This is a genomic window from Bradyrhizobium sp. AS23.2 (assembly GCF_001908185.1).
In the GTDB taxonomy this organism is placed as follows: domain Bacteria; phylum Pseudomonadota; class Alphaproteobacteria; order Rhizobiales; family Xanthobacteraceae; genus Bradyrhizobium.
Window position 1 is genome coordinate 20,579 of record NZ_LGHM01000178.1, and the last position, 19,533, is coordinate 40,111.

Sequence of the window (19,533 nt, forward strand, 5' to 3'; positions counted from 1 at the left end):
GCCCCAAAGACGGTGTCATGCCCCGCGAAGGCGGGGCATCCAGTAGGCCGCAGCTTCTCGGCTCTAGCCGCGCCGTCTCTGGAATACTGGATCGCCCGATCAAGTCGGGCGATGACAGTTGTATGTGGAGAGACAGCGAGCGTCCCTCGGCGTGGATGGCCGGGGCAGGCCGGGCCATAACGGCGGAAAGAGCGCGAGCCTTACGCCGTTCCCTTCGCCTCCTGGATCGCCCGCCAGACGCGCTCCGGTGTCAGCGGCATGTCGATGTGCTTGATGCTATAGTCTGACAGCGCATCGAGCACCGCGTTCACCACCGTCGACAGGCTGCCGGCGCAGCCGGCTTCGCCGCAGCCCTTGCTGCCGAGCGGATTGGTCGTGGCCGGCACCGGATGATCGCCGACCGTCATGAACGGGACGTCCTCGGCGCGCGGCAATGCGTAATCCATCAGCGAACCCGTGATCGGCTGGCCGCTCTCGTCGTAGCGGATCTGCTCCATCAGCGCTTGTCCAATGCCCTGGACGACGCCGCCATGAAGCTGGCCCGCGACCAGCATCGGGTTGATCACCGTGCCGAAATCGTTCACCGCGCTGTAGCGCACGATCTGCACCACGCCGGTATCGGGATCGATCTCGACTTCGGCGACGTGGCAGCCATTCGGAAAGGCCGACGGCACCGGATCGCTGGTATGGTCGACGTCGAGGCTGTCAGGGACGCCCTCCGGCATCTTGCCGTCATGCACGCGCTTGGCCAGCTCCATGATGTCGATGCTGCGGTCGGTGCCGGCGATGGTGAAGCTGCCGTCGGCGAATTCGATGTCTGCTTCGGACGCTTCCAGCATATGCGCCGCGGCGCGCTTGCCCTTCTCGATGACGAGTTTTGACGCCTGCACAATCGCCATGCCGCTCGCGGTGATCGAGCGCGAACCGCCGGTGCCGCTGCCGGTGTGGACGATGTCGCTGTCGCCTTGCACGAGCTTCACGCTGTCGAAGGGCACGCCAAGCTGCGCGCACAGTACCTGTGCGAACGGCGTGGCATGGCCCTGGCCGTAGTCGAGCGTACCGGTGATGAGCTGCACGCTGCCATCGGGATCGAACACGATCTTGCCGAGCTCGACGCTCGGCGGCGCGGTGACTTCGAGATAGGAGCCGACCGCGATGCCGCGCAGCTTGCCGACCTTCTTGCTTTCCTTCTTGCGCTTGGCGAAATTCTCATGGTCGGAGACTTCGAGCGCCTTGTTGAACACCGCCTGGAAGTCGCCGCTGTCATAGGTGACGCCGGAGGAGGCCGGGAAGGGCATCTGGTTCGGCTTGATGAAGTTGCGCTTGCGTATGGTCAGACGGTTGATGCCCATCTCGTCGGCGGCGCGGTCGATCAGCCGCTCCATGTAGTAGTTCGCCTCGGGCCGGCCGGCGCCGCGATAGGCGCCCATCAGCGTGGTGTTGGTCAACACCGTCTTGATGTCGACGGCCATCAGCGGCGTGCGATAGACGCTGGAGAAGTTCTTGCCGGTGTTGAGCGAGAGCGGCCCCGGCGCGACGCCGGTGATGTAGGCGCCGAGATTGCCGTAGCCGGAAAGCTTCGCCGCGAGGAAATGTCCCTCTGCGTCGAGCGCCAGCTCGGCATGGATCTTCTGCGCGCGGCCGTGGCTGTCGGAGAGGAAGCTGGTCGAGCGCTCGTCCAGCCATTTCACCGGGCGGCCCAGCGCCTTGGCCGCGTACAGGATGCACATGTACTCGGGATAGTTGACGCTCTTCATGCCGAAGGAGCCGCCGACATTGGCGGTAAGGACGCGCACCTTCTCGTTCGGCACCTTCAGATTCTTGGCGAGGTTGGCGCGGTTGCCCGCGACGCCCTGCGTCGGCACCTGGAGGGTGTAGCGCTCGCTTGTCTTGTCGTAGGAGGCAAGGCCGGCGCGCGGCTCCATCGAGACCACGGCGACGCGGGTGTTCTCGATGTCGACCTTGGTGACATGGGCAGCGCTGGCAAAGGCCGCGTTCACCTTCTCCATGTCGCCGTAATGGTAGTCGAGCGCGACGTTGTTCGGGATGTGGTCGTAGAGAAGCGGGGCGCCGGACTTGGCGGCTTCCTCGGGGTCCGTCACCGACGGCAGCGGGTCGATGTCGAGCTCGACGGCCTCGGCCGCATCGCGCGCCTGCGCCAAGGTCTCGGCCACCACGAAGGCGACGGGATCGCCCACGAAGCGGACCTTGTCGGTCGCCAGCGGCTGGCGGTTGGTCTGGAGCAGGGGCGAGCCGTCGCGGCTCTTCAGCGGCAGACCGCAGGTGAAGGGGCCATAGCCGGCGGCATCGATGTCGGTGCCGGTCCACACCCCCAGCACGCCCGGCATCGCCTTGGCGGCCTCGGTGCCGATGCCGCGGATGACGCCATGGGCGTGGGTCGAGCGAACGATCACGGCGTAGGCCTGGCCGGACAGGTTGAAATCGTCGGTATAGCGGCCCTTGCCGCGCACCAGCGTGTCGTCCTCCTTGCGGCGGACCGGTTGCCCGACGCCGTATTTTTGCAGTGCGATAGCGTTTTCGAGCGTGGACGATTTGGTGTGTTCTTGCATGGAAATGACCTGAAAAGCCGGCATTTGCGCATTTTCGCGGCAGCGGAGGACCGGGCCCTGTTCAGATAACCCACCACCCCGTTCACGACAACGCACGAATGGGCATGGTCCCATGTGATGCCTTGTTGCGCAGGCCCGCCGCGCTGCTAATGTTTCAGGCGAAAAAGCAATTCCTGACCGGCCCGACCGGCCGCGGAAAGACAGTTTGTATGAATGACCACACGCGGCTCCGCGACGGCCATGCGCCGCACGGTGAGCTGAATGGGTCGATGGCGGCGGTGGCGTTGGCCTCCGAACCGGCCGTCGGCGCGCAAGCGCCGGGAACCGGCGTCTATGCGGCGCTCGACCTCGGCACCAACAATTGCAGGCTCCTGATCGCCTGTCCGACCAGCGATGGCTTTCGCGTGGTCGATTCCTTCTCGCGCATCATCCGGCTCGGCGAGGGCGTCTCGGCAACCGGGTGCATCAGCGAAGCCGCGATCGAACGCGCCATCGCGGCTCTCAGCATCTGCCGCGACAAGATCAATTTGCGCAAGGCCAAGCGGTTGCGGCTGATCGCGACCGAAGCCTGCCGCGCGGCCTCGAATGCGGAAGGTTTCCGCAGCCGCGTCGCGGCCGAGACCGGCATCGAGCTCGAGGTGATCGACCGCGAGACCGAGGCCTCGCTCGCCGTGCTCGGCTGTTCACCGCTGGTCGACCCGAGGGGGCGCGGCGCGATCCTGTTCGACATCGGCGGCGGCTCGACCGAGCTGGTGCGGATCGAACGCGATGCGACAGGGCAAGATCCGGAGCCGCGCATAAAAGCCTGGATGTCGATCCCGTACGGTGTGGTCACGCTCGCCGAGCAGTTCGGCGGCCGCGACGTGACGCCGGACATCTACGCGGCGATGGAGCAGGAGGTCGCCAGCCACGTCGCGCCGTTCGCCGAACAGCACGGCCGCGATCTCACGGACATGCATCTGCTCGGCACCTCCGGCACGGTGACGACGCTCGCCGGCATCCATCTCAATCTCGTGCGCTACGATCGCCGCCGCATCGACAGCATCTGGATGAACGATGCCGACATCACCGCGACCATCAACAGACTGCTCGGCATGAGCTACCAAGAGCGCGCCGGCAACAATTGCATCAGCGTCGAGCGTGCCGATCTCGTGCTGGCCGGCTGCGCCATCCTCGATGCAATCCGCCGTGCTTTCCCGCTGCCGCGCCTGCGCGTCGCCGACCGGGGCTTGCGCGAAGGCATGCTGGTCGAGATGATGCGCGAAGACGGCGCGCTCAGGAGCTGGTGAGATGACCAAGGACAACACCGGCCGCTTGCACGTCCAGGTCAAGACCGGCGGCAAGCGCAAATTGTCGTCAAAGCTCTGGCTGGAGCGCCAGCTCAACGATCCCTATGTCGCGAAAGCCAAGGCGGCGGGCTATCGTTCGCGCGCGGCGTTCAAGCTTCTGGAGATCGACGACAAGTTCCGGCTGCTGAAACCAGGCATGGCCGTGGTCGACCTCGGCGCGGCACCCGGCGGCTGGAGCCAGATCGCCGCCAAGCGCGTCGGCTCCACGGAAGGCAAGGGCAAAGTTGTCGCAATCGACCTGTTGGAAATGCCTGACATCCCCGGCGTCGATTTCGCGCAGCTCGATTTCATGGACAACGATGCGCCGGACAAGCTAACAGCGATGCTGGGCGGCGGCGCCGACGTCGTGATGTCCGACATGGCCGCCAACACCACCGGCCACCGCAAGACCGACCAGCTCCGCATCGTCGGCCTGGTCGAAACCGCGGCCGCGTTTGCGTGCGATGTGCTCAAGCCCGGCGGCACGTTCCTGGCAAAAACGTTCCAGAGCGGCGCCGACGCCGAGCTGCTCGCCCAGCTCAAGCGCGATTTTGCAACGGTGCGTCACGTCAAGCCCGCCGCGAGCCGGCAGGATTCCTCCGAGCGCTACGTGCTGGCGACGGGCTTTCGGGGCGGGGCGAAAACATAGCCACAAATTCCGTCATTCCGGGGCGCCTCGAAGAGGCGAGCCCGGAATCCATTTCTCCCAGCGTTCCCTGCGGCACAATGGATTCTCAGATGCGCAATTGCGCATCATAGCTCGATGCTGCGCATCGCCCCGGAATCACGGAAGGTTCACCCCAGCCGCTGATCCCGCACGTCCTGCGTATCTTCCGTCGCCGTCTTGACGGCGGCGGTCGCCGCGCTCTTCGCTGCACCCTTGCGGCTCGCGATTTCCGTCGCCTTCCGGCCGGATATTTCGTGGCCGGCATCGGCAGGCATCTGCCAGAAGAACCAGCTCGAGGCCGCCGAGGTCAGCGCGACCACGACGAAGGCGGGGGCAAACACGGTGGCGTTGAGCTCGCTGACATGGCTCAGCCACATCGTCGTCTCAACGGAAGCGGCGCCGACGGCGACGCCAGCCGAGACCGCAAGCTGCTGGTTGACGCTGACGAGCGTGGTGGCGCGGCTCATCTGTGCGGTCTCGACGTCGGCATAGGCCACCGTGTTGATCGCGGTGAACTCGAGCGAACGGAAGAAGCCGCCGACCACAAGGATGACCATGATGATGAGCAGCGGCGTCGACACCGTGAACAGCGCGCAGACGCCGAGGAAGAAGGCGCTGATGATCGCGTTCACCGTCATCAGGTTGCGGAAGCCGAAGGCGCGGATGATGCGCGCCGCCAACGTCTTCATGCCCATGGCGCCGAGCGAGGAGGCGAAGGTCACCAGGCCCGAATGGAACGGCGTCAGCCCGAAGCCGATCTGCATCAGGAGCGGGAGCAGGAAGGGCAGCGCGCCGATGCCGAGCCGGAACATGAAGCCGCCCAAAACGGCCGCGCGCAGCGTCGGCAGGTTCAGCAGCGCGAAATCCAGCACCGGCGATCCTGTCCGCCGGGCGTGCAGGACATACAGCGTCATCGAGATCGCCCCGCCGACGACGAGCGCCGCGACCGTGCTCCATGGCAGGAGGTTGAGCCCGGCGACGGAGAGACCGAACGCGATGCCGGCGAGACCGACGCCCGCGAGCACCATGCCGTAGAGATCGAACGGCTCCTGCGTCTCGCTCTTGATGGGATCGATGAAGCGCAGCGCCATGAAGATGCCGAGCAGCCCGATCGGGATGTTGATCAGGAAGATCCAGTGCCACGACGCGTAGGTCGTGATGAAGCCGCCGAGTGGCGGCCCGATCACGGGGCCAATGAGGGCAGGGATCGTCACCCAGGCCATCGCATTGACCAGCGCGCTCTTGTCGACCGAGCGCAAGAGCACGAGACGCCCGACCGGCGTCATCATCGCCCCGCCCATGCCCTGGAGGATGCGCGCGAACACGAAGTCGGTCACCGAGGTCGAAAGCGCGCAGCCGACCGAGCCCACCATGAACACGCCGACCGCGATCGCGAACACCATGCGGGCGCCGAAGCGGTCCGCGGTCCAGCCGCTCGCCGGGATGAACACCGCGAGCGAGAGCAGATAGGAGGTGATCGCGAGCTTCAGCGTCAGCGGGCTGGTGCCGATGTCGGCCGCGATCGCCGGGAGCGAGGTGGCGATCACCGTCGAGTCCATGTTCTCCATGAAGAGAGCCGTGGCCACGATCAGCGGAATGATGCGTTGCTTGTCGACCATGACAGATTGGTAATGGAAATCAGAAGCGAGGGCGAATTGCGGCTTATCATCGCCGCCGAGCCGGGACCATCGCGGATCAACGCATAGCACCTAAATCCTGCGTAACAACGGTGTGACCCCCAAGGTGATCCCAGAGCGGTTGCGCTCGCTGCTGGAGACCCCGCGGTGATCTGCCTGCTTGCCGCGCTGCCGCGAGGCTGAGGGGGGCAGGGCCTCTGGCTCGTTCGTCATTCCGGGGCGCGCCACTCGGCGCGAGCCCGGAATCCATTGGGCGGCAGAGACCGCTGCGGGATGGATTCCGGGCTCGCGACTACGTCGCGCCCCGGAATGACGGTGCGCATGGGCTATCCACGCTGAATTTACTTAAAAATGCCTGTGCATGGCTGGCCAGCGGTCCGAATTGCTTTGATTCGTCATCCGGCCGTGCTATCGACCCGCGTCAACCCCACCGATGGGCTCCGATTCTCCGGCGATGCCGCAAGGTACGCCGAGGGCGGCGCTCATCCATAGCTATTTGCGGCAGGGCCGCAGGAAGGAGTTGGCATATGGCCACGGTGCAACTTCAAGGCATTCGCGAAGCCCTTACGTTCGACGACGTGCTGTTGAAGCCGGGCCTGTCGGACGTCATGCCGGGCGAAGTCGACATCCGCTCCCGCGTCACCCGCGCCATTCCGCTCAACATCCCGATCATGGCCTCCGCCATGGACACGGTCACCGAGGCCCGCATGGCGATCGCCATGGCGCAGGCCGGCGGTCTCGGCGTCATCCACCGCAATTTCGATCCCGAAGGGCAGGCCGCCCAGGTGCGGCAGGTCAAGCGGTACGAGTCGGGTATGGTGGTGAACCCGCTCACCATCAGCCCCGAGGCCACGCTCGACGACGCGCTCAAGCTGATGAGCGATCACGGCATCTCCGGCATTCCCGTCGTCACCGGCGCGGGCAAGTCCACGCCGGGCAAGCTGGTCGGCATCCTCACCAACCGCGACGTGCGCTTTGCCACCGACCGCCAGCAGAAAATCTCCGAGCTGATGACGCACGAAAACCTCGTCACGGTGCGCGAGAATGTCAGCCAGGATGAAGCCAGGCGGATGCTGCACAAGCACCGCATCGAGAAGCTGCTGGTCGTAGATGACCAGTATCGCTGCGTCGGCCTGATCACCGTGAAGGACATGGAGAAGGCGGTCGCCCATCCGCTCGCCTGCAAGGACGCGCAGGGCCGCCTGCGCGTTGCCGCCGCGACCACCGTCGGCGACACCGGCTTCGAGCGCACCGAGCGCCTGATCGATGCCGGCGTCGATCTCGTCGTGGTCGACACCGCGCACGGCCACTCCCGTCACGTGCTTCACGCCGTGAACCGCATCAAGCGTCTCTCCAACTCGGTGCAGGTTGTCGCCGGCAACGTTGCGACCTCCGATGGCGCGCAGGCGTTGATCGATGCAGGGGCGGACTGCATCAAGGTCGGCATCGGCCCGGGCTCGATCTGCACCACGCGCATCGTCGCCGGCGTCGGCGTGCCGCAGCTCACCGCGATCATGGATGCGGTGGAAGCGGCGAAGAAGTCGGACATCCCCGTCATCGCCGACGGCGGCATCAAGTTCTCCGGCGACCTCGCCAAGGCGCTCGCCGCCGGCGCCGACATCGCCATGGTCGGCTCGCTGCTTGCGGGTACCGACGAGACTCCAGGCGAAGTGTTTTTGTGGCAGGGCCGTTCCTACAAGGCCTATCGCGGCATGGGCTCGGTCGGCGCGATGGCGCGCGGCTCGGCCGACCGCTACTTCCAGCAGGACATCAAGGACTCGCTCAAGCTCGTGCCTGAGGGCATCGAGGGCCAGGTGCCCTACAAGGGCCCCGTCGGCAACGTCATGCACCAGCTCGCCGGCGGCTTGCGCGCCGCGATGGGCTATGTCGGCGCACGCGACATGAAGGACCTGCATGAGAAGGCGCAGTTCGTCCGCATCACCGGCGCGGGCTTGCGCGAAAGCCACGTCCACGACGTCACCATCACGCGCGAGGCGCCGAACTATCCGGGCGGGGGGTTAGTCCTCGCTCGGCTTTCGTGTCCCGGACGCGCCGCAGCGCCCTTGCGCTGCTGCGCAGAGCCGGGACCCAGATAGCCACATGCGACCAAGCAGAAAGATGGGCCCCGGCTCTGCAGCGCACCGCTGAAGGAGCGCTGCGCTGCGTCCGGGGCACGAGAGTGGCGCTGCCATCACGACAGCGCACTCCGCCGCTTTTGTATTGACGCGCTTCGCTCCCTCCGCTTCCGTTCGCGGCGAAAGACAATCCGGAGGAAGCCATCATGTCCCAAGGCAAACGCATCGTTCTCGCCGCACGTCCCGTCGGCGAGCCCAAGCCGTCCGATTTCCGCATTGAGGAATTCGCAGTCCCGACGCCTGCGGCGGGTGAAGTCCTGCTGCGCACGATCTGGCTTTCGCTCGATCCCTATATGCGCGGGCGCATGAGCGAGGGTCCGTCCTACGCCGCACCGGTACCGATCGGCGGCGTGATGGAAGGCGAGGCGGTCAGCGAGGTCGCAGCCTCCAACAATCCGGACTTCGCCAAGGGCGACATCGTGCGCATCCGTTCGGGCTGGCAGACGCACGCCATCTCCAACGGCAAGGGCCTGATCAAGGTCGATCCGAAGCTCGGGCCGATCTCGACGTCGATCGGCGTGCTCGGCATGCCCGGCATGACCGCCTATACGGGCCTGCTCGACATCGGCAAGCCGCAGGCCGGCGAGACCGTCGTCGTCGCCGGAGCCTCCGGTGCCGTTGGCTCGGCCGTCGGCCAGATCGCGAAGATCAAGGGGGCACGAGCAGTCGGCATCGCCGGCGGCAAGGACAAGTGCGACTACGTGGTGAAAGAGCTCGGCTTCGACGAGTGTCTCGATCATCGCGAAACCGATCTCGCGGCAAAGCTGAAGTTCGCCTGTCCGAAGGGCATCGACGTCTATTTCGAGAATGTCGGCGGCGCCGTGTTCGAGGCGGTCTTCCCGCTGCTCAATCCATTCGCGCGCGTTCCGGTTTGCGGCCTGATCGCCCACTACAACGACACCGAGGCCAAGCCGCCGAAATGGGCGGCGTCCATGATGCGGGCGACGCTGACCAAGCGGCTGACCTTCCGCGGCTTCATCGTCTCCGACTTTGCCTCCCGTCATGGCGACTTCCTGCGCGACATGTCGGCCTGGGTCCGCGACGGCAAGGTGAAATACAAGGAGTTCGTCACCGAGGGCCTGGAAAGCGCGCCCGGCGCGTTCATGGGGCTCCTGAAGGGCGCCAATTTCGGCAAGCAGCTGGTGCGGGTGGGGCCGGACAAGGCCTAGAGCTGGGGCTCTAGTTGCATCGCCGCCACAGTCCCGGCGTCGATGGTTAAGAAAGCGTCACCGATCGGCCACACCTGCTCGTAAAACCCGCAGGTGTGACCGTCGGTTCATTGACGTCTGGGCGAAGGCATTGAATCATCGCGCATATTTTAGGTGTTGCGATGTTAGAGATTGGTATTTTCTGCGTAATTCTTCTGGCCGCCGGGTATTGGGCGGCGATGTACGTCATGGGCCGCCACGACGACGTGATCCACGGCAAGTTCGTCCATAGCGAAGACGACGGGGAATTTGCACCGTCAGCAATGCCGACGCCTCCGCCGCCATTTCCGAAACGTCCGGTCATAGCTGCCCAGGTCGCCAGTGATCCGCTTGCCAATGACACGGTGGCCAGACCGGTGACCAGCGAGGCGCTGCAGTCCTTGCTCGCCGCGATCCAGCAGGATCTGAAAAGCGTCGCCTGAGCAGCTCCGTTAGAGCGTTTTCGAGCGAAGTGGATACCGGTTCGCGTAAAGAAAACGCGGCAAAACGAGAATCTAGAGCCCGTTCCGATTCCATCGGAACGGAAATGGCTCTAGTGCCCGCCGCCCATCTGGGCGAGAAGCTCCTCGATATCGACATCGACCTGGCCCGCTGCGCGGACGTGGCGAACCTCAAAGCTGTCGGGCCGGAAGCGATATTCGACGAGGCCGACTTCCTTGGTCCCGATCCGGTCCTGGCGTGCGTCGTTGATCTTGAAGCCGGCCGACGGCGCCCAGACGTGCCTTGTGTGACGATAGGTGAAATCGCGCCGTTGATGCACGTGCCCGCTGGCGATGAGGCGCAGATCGACTGAAGCAAACATCTCGATCAGCCGAGCCCGTGCCGGCTGCGGCACGTAGCGGATCGAGGTCTCCAGCGTCTCGGGGGCGTCGGGCAGGTTGAGAAACACCGGCTTGTGCAGGAACAGTGCGACCGGCCGGCCGTTCGTGCGCGAAATCTCCTGGGACAGCCAGTCGAACTGCTCGGCCTCGAAGGCGAGCCCTGAATTCATCACCAGCGAGTTGAGGCCGATGAAGCGCCAGCCCGCGGCCTCGAACGACCAATGATCTTCGCCGACGATGTCGCAGAATTGCTGGCGGTGCGTTTCCGCAACCGGCGGCTTGGGCGGCGGCCCGATCGCGGTCGGATTGTCGCCGATGTCGTGATTGCCCGGCAGGTAGCGGCAGGCGACGGGCAGGGCGTCATGCAGGCGCCTGGCGAATGCGACGTCGTCGCGGCTGGTCGGCCCGTCGAACGAGACGTCGCCGGTGTTGACGACGAGATCGGGCCTGCCGGCGTCGATATGCTCGCTGATGCGGTGGAAATTCGCGATCAGGCCGGGGAAACGCTGGCCAAGATGGGTGTCGGAAATCTGCGTCAGGCGAAATTCGGACATGTGCTGATCATAGCCCGGCCAGGCGTCGGAACAATGACATCACAACACGCGGTAGCGAATCGTGTCTGGCTCGCCTTGCGACCCGAAAGGGGGCGGAAAATCGCTTTAACTGTCGGCAGTTGGTCGCTCCATTTGGAACGCCGGTTGAACTGGCTGATTGTCAGGGGCAACGGTGACGGCTAATGGACGCTTGCTGTGGGCGCTCGCTCGCCAATCCTGATCTGAAAGATTCAAATGACTCCCGCTGCCCGGCTGTCCGCAGCCATCGAACTGATCGACACCATCGAGAAGGACCGCGTGCCTGCGGCCAAGGCGCTGAAGGAATGGGGCACCGCGCACCGCTTCGCCGGCTCCGGCGACCGCGCCGCCATTGCCGGCCTCGTCTGGGACGTGCTGCGCCGCTATGCCTCGAGCGCCTTCCTGATGGACGCCGATACCGCGCGGGCGCGGCTGATCGGCATGCTGCGCCTCGAGCGCGACATGGACACGGCGACCATGGCCGCGATGTTCGACGGCAGCCGCTTTGCGCCGGCGCCGCTGACGGAGGCCGAGCAGGCCGCGCTCGCTTCGCGCTCGCTGAAGGACGCTCCCGCAGCCGTCGCCGGCGACTACCCCGAATGGCTCGATCCGCATCTGGCAAAGGTGTTCGGCGAGGACCGCGCCGCCGAGGCCGCCGCGATGGCAAGCCGGGCCCCGCTGGACCTGCGCGTCAACACGCTAAAATCCAATCGCGACAAGGTGCTGCGCGCGCTTGCTCATCTTCACGCGAAACCGGCGCCGTGGTCGGCAACGGGCCTGCGCATCGAGCTTTCGGCCGATGCGCGCAATCCCGGCATCCAGGCCGAAGAGGATTTCATCAAGGGCGCGATTGAAGTGCAGGATGAGGGATCACAGCTCGCGGCCAGCTTCACCGCGGCCAAACCCGGCGAGCAGGTGATCGACCTCTGTGCCGGAGCCGGCGGCAAGACGCTGGCGCTCGCCGCGCTGATGCAGGGCAAGGGGAGGCTGATCGCGACCGACCGCGACAAGCGCCAGCTTGCGCCCATCCACGAGCGGCTGTCGCGCGCCGGCGTCCACAATGCCGATGTCCGCACGCCCAAGGGCGATGCCGATCCGCTTGCCGACATCCGCGCTTCGGCCGACCTCGTCGTGATCGACGCGCCCTGCACGGGAACCGGAACCTGGCGCCGCAACCCCGACGCCAAGTGGCGTATGCGGCCGGGCGCGCTGGAGATCCGGCTGCGCGACCAGGCCGAGGTGCTGGAGCGCGCCGTGCCGCTGGTGAAGCTAGGTGGCCGCATCGCCTACATCACCTGCTCGGTGCTGGCGGAGGAGAACGGCGAGCAGGTGAGGGCGTTCGTGGAGCGCCATCCCGAGTTTACGGTGCAGCCGCCCGAGCAGACGGCCAGCGTGCTCTGGGACAAGGCGGAGGCCTTCGCCGAAGCCGCGCTGCAATCGGCAGAAGGCTGGCTGATGACGCCGCGGCGGACGGGCACGGACGGATTCTTCGTCTCGGTGCTGAAGAAGGCAGGCTGACCTCGCGCCTTCGTCATTCCGGGGCGCCCGCAGGGCGAGCCCGGAATCCATCGCGCGGCGTTTTCTGCTGCTCCATGGATTCCGGGATCTCGCTTCCGCCTTCGCTCTTCGAGCTTCGGCGGACAAGTCGCGAGCCCCGGAATGACAACTATAGGTCCCCAAAACAAAAGCCCCGCGGACCGAATCCCGGTCGCGGGGCCTGTATCAGTTGCGCTCTGCCGGTACGTCCGTGGTCAGAGCGCCGTGCGCCGGCCTGTTAGCCGACGCGGAGATTGTCAGCCGAGGACTTGCCGCTGCGACGGTCGGCGACGATGTCGAACGAGACCTTCTGGCCCTCGTTGAGGGAAGAGAGGCCGGCGCGCTCGACCGCGCTGATGTGCACGAACACGTCCTTTTGGCCGTCGTCTGGCTGGATGAAACCATAACCCTTTTGGGTGTTGAACCACTTCACGGTGCCCATAGCCATGGGAATTTCCTTTGTTAGAGAAGGTACGCACGCGGACCGGTACGCACCATTGCGCCCTTGATCCTGATCAGTCGATGGTTGGGGAAATCATCTGAAGCGTGCGCGCCCGTCAGCAACGAAGCGAAGCGGCCCAGTCGTTCGGCCAATATCGATGATCACAATCTAGCGAGTTATTGGGGCTTCTTCAAGGCACCACCCGTGGGTCGGGATGCCGCGAAAAGTTTCTATTTTGCGGTGCAAATTAACCGCCCCGCGCGCTTCAATCGACGATGAACAGCGTCGCCCCCCGTCACTGTCGAGGACCGGTGCGCGGCATCGCCGAAATCCGAGACCTGGTAGCTCATCCCCGGCATCAGCTTGAATGTCCGCCCGTCGCGCAGCTCGGTGTCGAGCTCCCCTTTGAGCACGTAGAGCACGTGGCCGCGATCGCACCAGTGGTCGGCGAGATAGCCCGGCGAATACTCGACCATCCGCACCCGGAGATCGCCGATGTTCAGCGTCCGCCACAGCGCCTGACCGGTCTCGCCGGGATGCGTGGTCGGGGTGACCTTGCTCCAGTCGGTGACGGTGAAAGGCGAGGTCGGGAGTTTCATGGCGGTGGTCCTGGATGCACTTGGCGTCGCTTGGCGTTGCTTTCGCGTACGCTCTGGCAACATACTCCGTCATTGCGAGCGCAGCGAAGCAATCCAGAATCTTTCCGCCGAGGCAGTATGGATTGCTTCGCTGCGCTCGCAATGACGAGTATGAGGCGCGCTCGCGCCTCACTCTCGCTGTCATCGCCCGGCTTGACCGGGCGATCCAGTACTCCGAGACGTCCGTAGTTTATTGAGAGGCCGCGGCGTACTGGATTCCCCGCCTTCGCGGGGAATGACGGTGGTGGGTGAGGCTGCGCCGTCCAATGCGGCAAACATCAGTGCGGCAAATGGTTCGCCGAGCCCTGCACGATCAGCCCCGCCGCATTGACGCGCAGATATTCGCAGATCCGCTTGCCCCGCTCGTTCTCGTAGAACACGACCAGGCTATCCGGGCTGACGAACACATCGATCAGCGTGAAATGCAGGTCCGGCAGCAGCCCGAGCGCCTTGCCCCAATAGGCACGCAAAGCGTCCTTGCCGCGCACGGTGCCGCTGGGGTCGAACCCCATCGCGGGGATGCGGTCCGAGGTCATCTCCGCGGCCTCGTCGTAGAGCGTGAGCACGCGCTCGAGGTCGCGCGAATTCCAGGCCTCGACCCAGGTCCGGCCGAGCGCGGCGAGTTCGGATGGTTGATGATGCTGTGGCATGACGTTCTCCCTGATTGGCCCCGCCTGATGAGTGGGGCGAATTAGGTCAATAATACTGACCTATATCTATTTGTCCATGCCCAAGAAGAATGTGGGCGCGCGCGCACGCGCGGTTGCGGGCAGTCGCGCCGTCGCGTATCTGCTTGCCATGACAGCAGCACAGAACGACCGCTCCGCGTCGACGCCCTCCGTGGCCTCGGCGCACGACAAGATTCTCATCGTCGACTTCGGCAGCCAGGTGACGCAGCTCATTGCGCGTCGCGTGCGCGAGGACGGCGTCTATTGCGAGATCGTCCCGTTCAACAAGGCCGACACGGCCTTCAGGCAGATGAAGCCGAAGGCGGTGATCCTCTCTGGCGGACCCGCCTCCGTGCTCGACGACAACGCGCCGGCCGTGCCGCTGCCGATCCTCACCGCCGGCGTGCCGGTGCTCGGCATCTGCTATGGCGAGCAGACCATGGCGCAGCAGCTCGGCGGCACCGTCGAGGCCGGCCATCACCGCGAGTTCGGTCGCGCCACCATCGAGGTCACCGACGACTGCGCGCTGTTCGAGGGCGTCTGGCAGAAGGGCGGCCGCTACGACGTCTGGATGAGCCATGGCGACCGCGTGACGAAGCTGCCCGAAGGCTTCCGCGGCGTGGCGAAAGCGGCTGGCTCGCCGATCTCCGTCATCGCCGACGACAAGCGCAAATTCTACGCGATGCAGTTCCACCCCGAGGTGGTGCACACGGTGGACGGCGCAAAGCTCATCCGCAACTTCGTGCGCAAGATCGCGGGCCTGTCCGGCGACTGGACCATGCGCGCCTTCCGCGAGGAGGAGATCCAGAAGATCCGCCAGCAGGTCGGCAAGGGCAAGGTGATCTGCGGCCTCTCCGGCGGCGTCGATTCAGCCGTTGCGGCCGTGTTGATCCACGAAGCCATCGGCGACCAGCTCACCTGCGTCTTCGTCGATCATGGCCTGCTCCGCCTCGACGAAGCCAAGACCGTGGTCGACCTGTTCCGCCACCACTACAACATCCCGCTCGTGCACGTGGATGCCTCGAAGCAGTTCCTCGGCGAGCTCGAAGGCGTCACCGACCCCGAAACGAAGCGCAAGACCATCGGCCGCCTCTTCATCGAGGTGTTCGAGCAGGAAGCCAAGAAGATCGGCGGCGCCGACTTCCTCGCGCAGGGCACGCTCTACCCCGACGTGATCGAGAGCGTCTCCTTCACCGGCGGCCCCTCGGTGACAATCAAGTCGCACCACAATGTCGGCGGTTTGCCTGAGCGCATGAACATGAAGCTCGTCGAGCCCCTGCGCGAGCTGTTCAAGGACGAGGTGCGCAAGCTCGGCCGCGAGCTCGGCCTGCCCGAAATCTTCGTCGGCCGCCACCCGTTCCCGGGCCCGGGCCTCGCCATCCGCTGCCCCGGCGACATCACCCGCGACAAGCTCGACATCCTGCGCCAGGCCGATGCCGTCTACATCGACCAGATCCGCAAGCACGGCCTCTACGACGACATCTGGCAGGCGTTTGCCGTGCTGCTCCCCGTCAAGACCGTCGGCGTGATGGGCGACGGCCGCACCTACGACTACGTCGTGGGCCTCCGCGCCGTCACCTCAACCGACGGCATGACCGCGGACTTCTACCAGTTCGACATGAAGTTTTTGGGCGAGACCGCCACGCGCATCATCAACGAGGTGAAGGGCGTGAACCGGGTGGTGTACGACGTGACCAGCAAGCCGCCTGGGACGATTGAGTGGGAATGATTTGGCGTCTGGCACTGGCCGGCACCTAGAGGCACCAAAGAACACCTGGTCAAACTGACCGCGATCACTATTGCCGACTGCGAGGCCATGCGGGACGCGTTCGGGCGCTGCTCGGAGCTGCTGCATAGCGCAGCCCCTGCTTTGAACCGTCCGCTGCCAAGGCCAGACGCACTGTCAGCCGAGATTGATGCTCTCGCTACTTGGGCAGACAACCTCCGGCAGCGCCAAGGCGCTGCAAGATTGCCCTGATTTCTCGCCGATGCCGACTATGACCTTGAAACTATTGATCGATACATCGGTGTGGCTTGATCTTACAAAGGACCCACGCCAACTCCCACTGCTAGACGCTTTGTCGACAATGACGGAAGCAAACGAGGTTGCGCTGATCCTGCCGCAGATCATCATTGATGAATTTGCCCGGAACCGAGATCGAGTGATGGCGGCGAGCAGAGCCAGTTTTTCAAGCCACTTCAAGCGGGTTAGAGAGGCAATCGTGCAGTTCGCTCCCGAGGAAGGGCGAGAAGCGACGCTCAAGCAGCTAAACGAGATTGACCACCGCATCGCCACTGGTGGTGAGGCGGTGAACGAGGCTGTGGGCCTGATTGAGAAGCTGTTCACCACCACGGAGCCTGTGCCAATCAGCGACAGTATCCACCGAACGCTCGGCCGTCGGACTGCCAGCTCAAATTCTTCAACGTGAGCCTTCGCAATGATCGAAATCTATCGGCCATGCTATTTTACCAATCTGGACCAGTGGGAGCACAGCGCGCAATGAGAGCTAGAGTAAATTTCACTGTTGCGCTGGCAATAATACTTTCAATGCCGTCTATGTCCTTTGCGGATAGCGGCAACGGAGAGAAGATCTTTTTGAAGAGATGTGCTATGTGCCATGGAACGGATATTAAAGGCACAGGGCCATTGGCTAATAAAAGCCTCCCTCCAACGCCCGATCTTACAACGACAGAGTTCAAGAAGCGCTTGCTCGATTACCCAGGCGTCATTGTGTCATCCGTAATACTCCGTCCAAACGGAGATTTGATTCCGAAAACATTGCGGGAAAACGGTGTAAAACTGCCCGCATTCACATGGACAGTTAAGGACTTTCGCGATCTAAACGAGTATATGACTGGCGTAATCTCAAAAACTAAATGATCATGCGCTAACGTACGATTCCGTCCCTTCCGGAACTGACCCCTACTTAGCTAGTCGAGGAGCACCCGTGTGTCGCGATGGCTGCGGGTGCTGGCGAGCGCCGCCGCTGGGAGTTGGATTCTGCTGGCTAGAAGGTTATGAGGCAGGCTGGCTCAGGGTGGGTCTACACACATGGTATGTTTCATGGCATCGCAGGATTGCGGCACCATAACCATTTGAATTTAATGCAATAGTTTTGACAATCTATAATCGAGTGGGAGTAGGGGCGGTTGCGGGGTGAGCTTTGCAGAGATGAATCAAGAGCTCCGCCAAATTCCTGATCGGATACTGCGGTTGGCGATTGCGGCGCTCTCACAAGCTAATACTCATGCCGTGTACATGGACCCTGGTAACGAGCACTGGGACGTCATGTCGGTGCTCAACGCGGCTCACGCGGGGGGAGCTCTTCCTAAAGGCAATGATCGCCAAGGAGCATCCGCTACTAATCTTTAAAGACATCTTCAGCCTCGACGATAACCACTCCGAGGCGCTCGATTTGCAGAGCCTCCTGCAGAAGGGGCGAACGCACGATTTCGAAAAGCTTCCGCAAATTCTTTGGGCAACGACAGGCGTTCGGCTGCCGAATCCGGATTGCTACGAGCGGCTGAGAAAGGCGAGAAACGCAATTCAGCATTTTTGCGTTCCCCAGATCAAGCGTTTCGGGGAATTGTCACTCGAATTCATCTACACGAATATCGATCCTCTCATAGAGAAGCGCTTCGGTATCTATGCAATTGAGTATCACGAGGATCACAGCGTTAGTTATGACTACGTCGTGGGACGTTTGCTGCGAGCCGAGCTCCGCTTTTCGATACCGAAGGATTTCGCGGTCACGGAGATCGATTTGGCAGATGAGCTCGCTGATGCTAGCCCCGCTTATCGCGATTGGTTTGCGAACGAACTGGAGCGGATTGGAAAGAAGAGTCTATTCGAGTCCTGAGGCGTGATTAGATTTTATTCCGCCGCTAGCTTCGATCGAACGTGCTGTAGCCATTTATCGTACCACCACCAGTCACCAGGCCGCAGTTCGACACCGAACTCGTGAATTGGGTTTTTTCCATCCGCTGCCTTCCATAGAAGTTGATGGGCATGGTGATTGAAGCGACGATATCCCTCACGCTGCATCACTTCTATAATGTCTTTCGGTTTGTACTTTTTCCGCTCTGCCTCTTTGATAAGAACGCGGGCAATTTCCTGACCCTCTGCCGAGTCAGGTCTAATGAACTCGATTACCTGATCAGCTTTTCCTTTTGAGTTGACCAATCGCTCGACGTACGCGACCCGGAAGGCGTATTTTGGGTCTCGGATGATTTCTTCCGAGAGGCCATTCTCAAAGTCCGTATGCGCGGCGATCAAATGTGGGGTAAGTCGGTATCTTTGAGCAATTGGTCGCGCTGCGTTTTGGCTATCCCCGCGAATTGAAGTGCAACGCCAAGTTCGCGATCCAGGCCATACTCCGCTCCGAACATCGACTTGAGCGCAGCGTTGAAATTTAGACACGTTGCTTGCAGCTTTGCGCTTATGAAGTCGTCGATGCGCCGCGTCATCTGATGTTCGATTTCGTGACGGATCTCGATAAGGAACTTAAGGTTGGCTTTGGTTGCGGCGTCCAGCGGGCAGTTTGCATCGCCAAGGCAGGCTTCGAGCTCCCAGTGCTTATCCGCGCCATGGCGCGTTTTCAAAACATCACCAGTTCGCCGATCGCGATAGCGATAGTCCACGCTATGGCGCTTAAAATGTGCGTGCATCAGATATGTCCATGCAATCACTGCAGTAACAATGAATATCTCCGATTTGAAGTAGGCGCGGGGGTTGTTGTAACCCTGTACCGCATGAAGCATAGCTTCACGCGCCTTGATCAACAGCTCGTCGCCAACCAAATGTAGCCCGCTGCTATCAACATTCGGCCACGCTTCAAGGAAGGCCGTTAATTCCTCAGGCGTGGCGGGCGCCACTGCAGCGTGAGTCCTTTCGTCGCGAATATCTTTGATTCGCGCGTGATTGATCGAGCGTGTGGGGCGCGTAAAGTAAGCGAGAATGTCCTGATCAGTCTTTCTCGGTGGTGTGGCCATCATCGCCTTGATGATGGCGACTTCTCCTCGTTCGAGCCTATTATTGGGATTCCTAGCCATATGTTTGCTTAAGTGAGGTCGGATTTTCTGCGTCGCCTTGGCAATCATTGATTGCAGTTGAAGTGGTTGTCTAGCCGCCAGAATTCGTGCCCACCGAATTTCCTAGTTGTGCTGCGGTGCGGTTGACGATCTTGCTGCGTAACTCCAAGCATCGCCCGATCCCCAAGCGAATCGAGGCCGTCCTGATCATTATGCAGCTGCAAGGCACGCAAACGCTGGATGTCCGCCAACCGCTCCCATGCTACGACATCCGCCTCGC

16 protein-coding genes and 2 pseudogenes are annotated in these 19,533 nt (G+C 63.1%); 10 read left to right on the plus strand and 8 right to left on the minus strand.

The window, feature by feature from the left end; all coding sequences use genetic code 11:
* Positions 1 to 200: 200 nt before the first annotated feature.
* On the minus strand, positions 201 to 2,570 hold the full coding sequence (locus AC630_RS33840; RefSeq protein WP_074122796.1) for a xanthine dehydrogenase family protein molybdopterin-binding subunit: 2,370 nt from the start codon (positions 2,568 to 2,570) through the stop codon (positions 201 to 203).
* A gap of 209 nt (positions 2,571 to 2,779) precedes the next feature.
* On the opposite strand from AC630_RS33840, the gene AC630_RS33845 reads away from it, so the two are divergent.
* Both AC630_RS33845 and AC630_RS33850 read left to right on the plus strand, forming a co-directional pair.
* Positions 2,780 to 3,859, plus strand: a complete 1,080-nt coding sequence (locus tag AC630_RS33845) for a Ppx/GppA phosphatase family protein (protein WP_074122797.1) — start codon at positions 2,780 to 2,782, stop codon at positions 3,857 to 3,859.
* A gap of 1 nt (position 3,860) precedes the next feature.
* Positions 3,861 to 4,547: an RlmE family RNA methyltransferase gene (locus tag AC630_RS33850; protein ID WP_074122766.1), complete on the plus strand. Its 687-nt coding sequence runs from the start codon at positions 3,861 to 3,863 to the stop codon at positions 4,545 to 4,547.
* 146 nt (positions 4,548 to 4,693) lie between these two features.
* Here the strand turns inward: AC630_RS33850 and AC630_RS33855 are convergent, their stop codons facing one another.
* Entirely contained in the window at positions 4,694 to 6,184 is a 1,491-nt protein-coding gene (locus AC630_RS33855; protein ID WP_074122767.1) for an MFS transporter, read from the minus strand.
* Positions 6,185 to 6,729: 545 nt separating this feature from the next.
* Between AC630_RS33855 and guaB the strand changes: the two are divergent.
* The 3 genes and pseudogenes from guaB to AC630_RS33870 form a co-directional block, all read left to right on the plus strand.
* Positions 6,730 to 8,217, plus strand: a pseudogene (gene guaB, locus AC630_RS33860) (IMP dehydrogenase); the annotation flags it as partial.
* Between the two features lie 266 nt (positions 8,218 to 8,483).
* The gene (curA, locus tag AC630_RS33865) at positions 8,484 to 9,506 is read left to right on the plus strand and encodes an NADPH-dependent curcumin/dihydrocurcumin reductase (RefSeq protein WP_074122768.1); all 1,023 of its coding nucleotides are present in this window, start codon (positions 8,484 to 8,486) and stop codon (positions 9,504 to 9,506) included.
* Positions 9,507 to 9,667: 161 nt separating this feature from the next.
* The gene (locus AC630_RS33870) at positions 9,668 to 9,967 is read left to right on the plus strand and encodes a hypothetical protein (protein WP_074122769.1); all 300 of its coding nucleotides are present in this window, start codon (positions 9,668 to 9,670) and stop codon (positions 9,965 to 9,967) included.
* 110 nt (positions 9,968 to 10,077) lie between these two features.
* On the opposite strand, the gene AC630_RS33875 is transcribed toward AC630_RS33870, so the two are convergent.
* Positions 10,078 to 10,920: a metallophosphoesterase family protein gene (locus AC630_RS33875; protein ID WP_074122770.1), complete on the minus strand. Its 843-nt coding sequence runs from the start codon at positions 10,918 to 10,920 to the stop codon at positions 10,078 to 10,080.
* A gap of 234 nt (positions 10,921 to 11,154) precedes the next feature.
* On the opposite strand from AC630_RS33875, the gene AC630_RS33880 reads away from it, so the two are divergent.
* Positions 11,155 to 12,456 (plus strand): RsmB/NOP family class I SAM-dependent RNA methyltransferase, encoded by a 1,302-nt coding sequence (locus tag AC630_RS33880; RefSeq protein ID WP_074122771.1) that lies wholly within the window; start codon positions 11,155 to 11,157, stop codon positions 12,454 to 12,456.
* A 256-nt stretch (positions 12,457 to 12,712) separates the two neighbouring features.
* Here the strand turns inward: AC630_RS33880 and AC630_RS33885 are convergent, their stop codons facing one another.
* The 3 genes and pseudogenes from AC630_RS33885 to AC630_RS33895 all read right to left on the minus strand — a co-directional run bounded on the left by AC630_RS33885 (position 12,713) and on the right by AC630_RS33895 (position 14,204).
* Entirely contained in the window at positions 12,713 to 12,922 is a 210-nt protein-coding gene (locus tag AC630_RS33885; protein WP_008141931.1) for a cold-shock protein, read from the minus strand.
* Between the two features lie 259 nt (positions 12,923 to 13,181).
* A pseudogene (locus tag AC630_RS33890) lies at positions 13,182 to 13,515 on the minus strand (DHCW motif cupin fold protein).
* 317 nt (positions 13,516 to 13,832) lie between these two features.
* Entirely contained in the window at positions 13,833 to 14,204 is a 372-nt protein-coding gene (locus tag AC630_RS33895) for a nuclear transport factor 2 family protein (RefSeq protein ID WP_074122772.1), read from the minus strand.
* 148 nt (positions 14,205 to 14,352) lie between these two features.
* Between AC630_RS33895 and guaA the strand changes: the two genes are divergently transcribed.
* From guaA to AC630_RS33920, 4 genes are all read left to right on the plus strand, one after another.
* Positions 14,353 to 15,951, plus strand: a complete 1,599-nt coding sequence (guaA, locus tag AC630_RS33900; protein ID WP_074122798.1) for a glutamine-hydrolyzing GMP synthase — start codon at positions 14,353 to 14,355, stop codon at positions 15,949 to 15,951.
* Between the two features lie 187 nt (positions 15,952 to 16,138).
* On the plus strand, positions 16,139 to 16,651 hold the full coding sequence (locus tag AC630_RS33910) for a PIN domain-containing protein (protein WP_208867081.1): 513 nt from the start codon (positions 16,139 to 16,141) through the stop codon (positions 16,649 to 16,651).
* 128 nt (positions 16,652 to 16,779) lie between these two features.
* Positions 16,780 to 17,103 (plus strand): c-type cytochrome, encoded by a 324-nt coding sequence (locus AC630_RS48495; RefSeq protein ID WP_502691569.1) that lies wholly within the window; start codon positions 16,780 to 16,782, stop codon positions 17,101 to 17,103.
* Between the two features lie 457 nt (positions 17,104 to 17,560).
* On the plus strand, positions 17,561 to 18,082 hold the full coding sequence (locus AC630_RS33920) for a hypothetical protein (RefSeq protein ID WP_074122774.1): 522 nt from the start codon (positions 17,561 to 17,563) through the stop codon (positions 18,080 to 18,082).
* A gap of 14 nt (positions 18,083 to 18,096) precedes the next feature.
* Here AC630_RS33920 and AC630_RS47400 read toward each other — a convergent pair whose 3' ends face one another.
* Together AC630_RS47400 and AC630_RS47405 are read right to left on the minus strand one after the other, a co-directional pair.
* Positions 18,097 to 18,498 (minus strand): hypothetical protein, encoded by a 402-nt coding sequence (locus AC630_RS47400; protein ID WP_245330602.1) that lies wholly within the window; start codon positions 18,496 to 18,498, stop codon positions 18,097 to 18,099.
* A complete protein-coding gene (locus AC630_RS47405; RefSeq protein ID WP_245330603.1) occupies positions 18,495 to 19,322 on the minus strand; it encodes a DUF3644 domain-containing protein in 828 nt (275 codons plus the stop codon). Before AC630_RS47405 ends, AC630_RS47400 begins: the two co-directional genes overlap by 4 nt.
* Positions 19,323 to 19,533 lie beyond the last annotated feature (211 nt).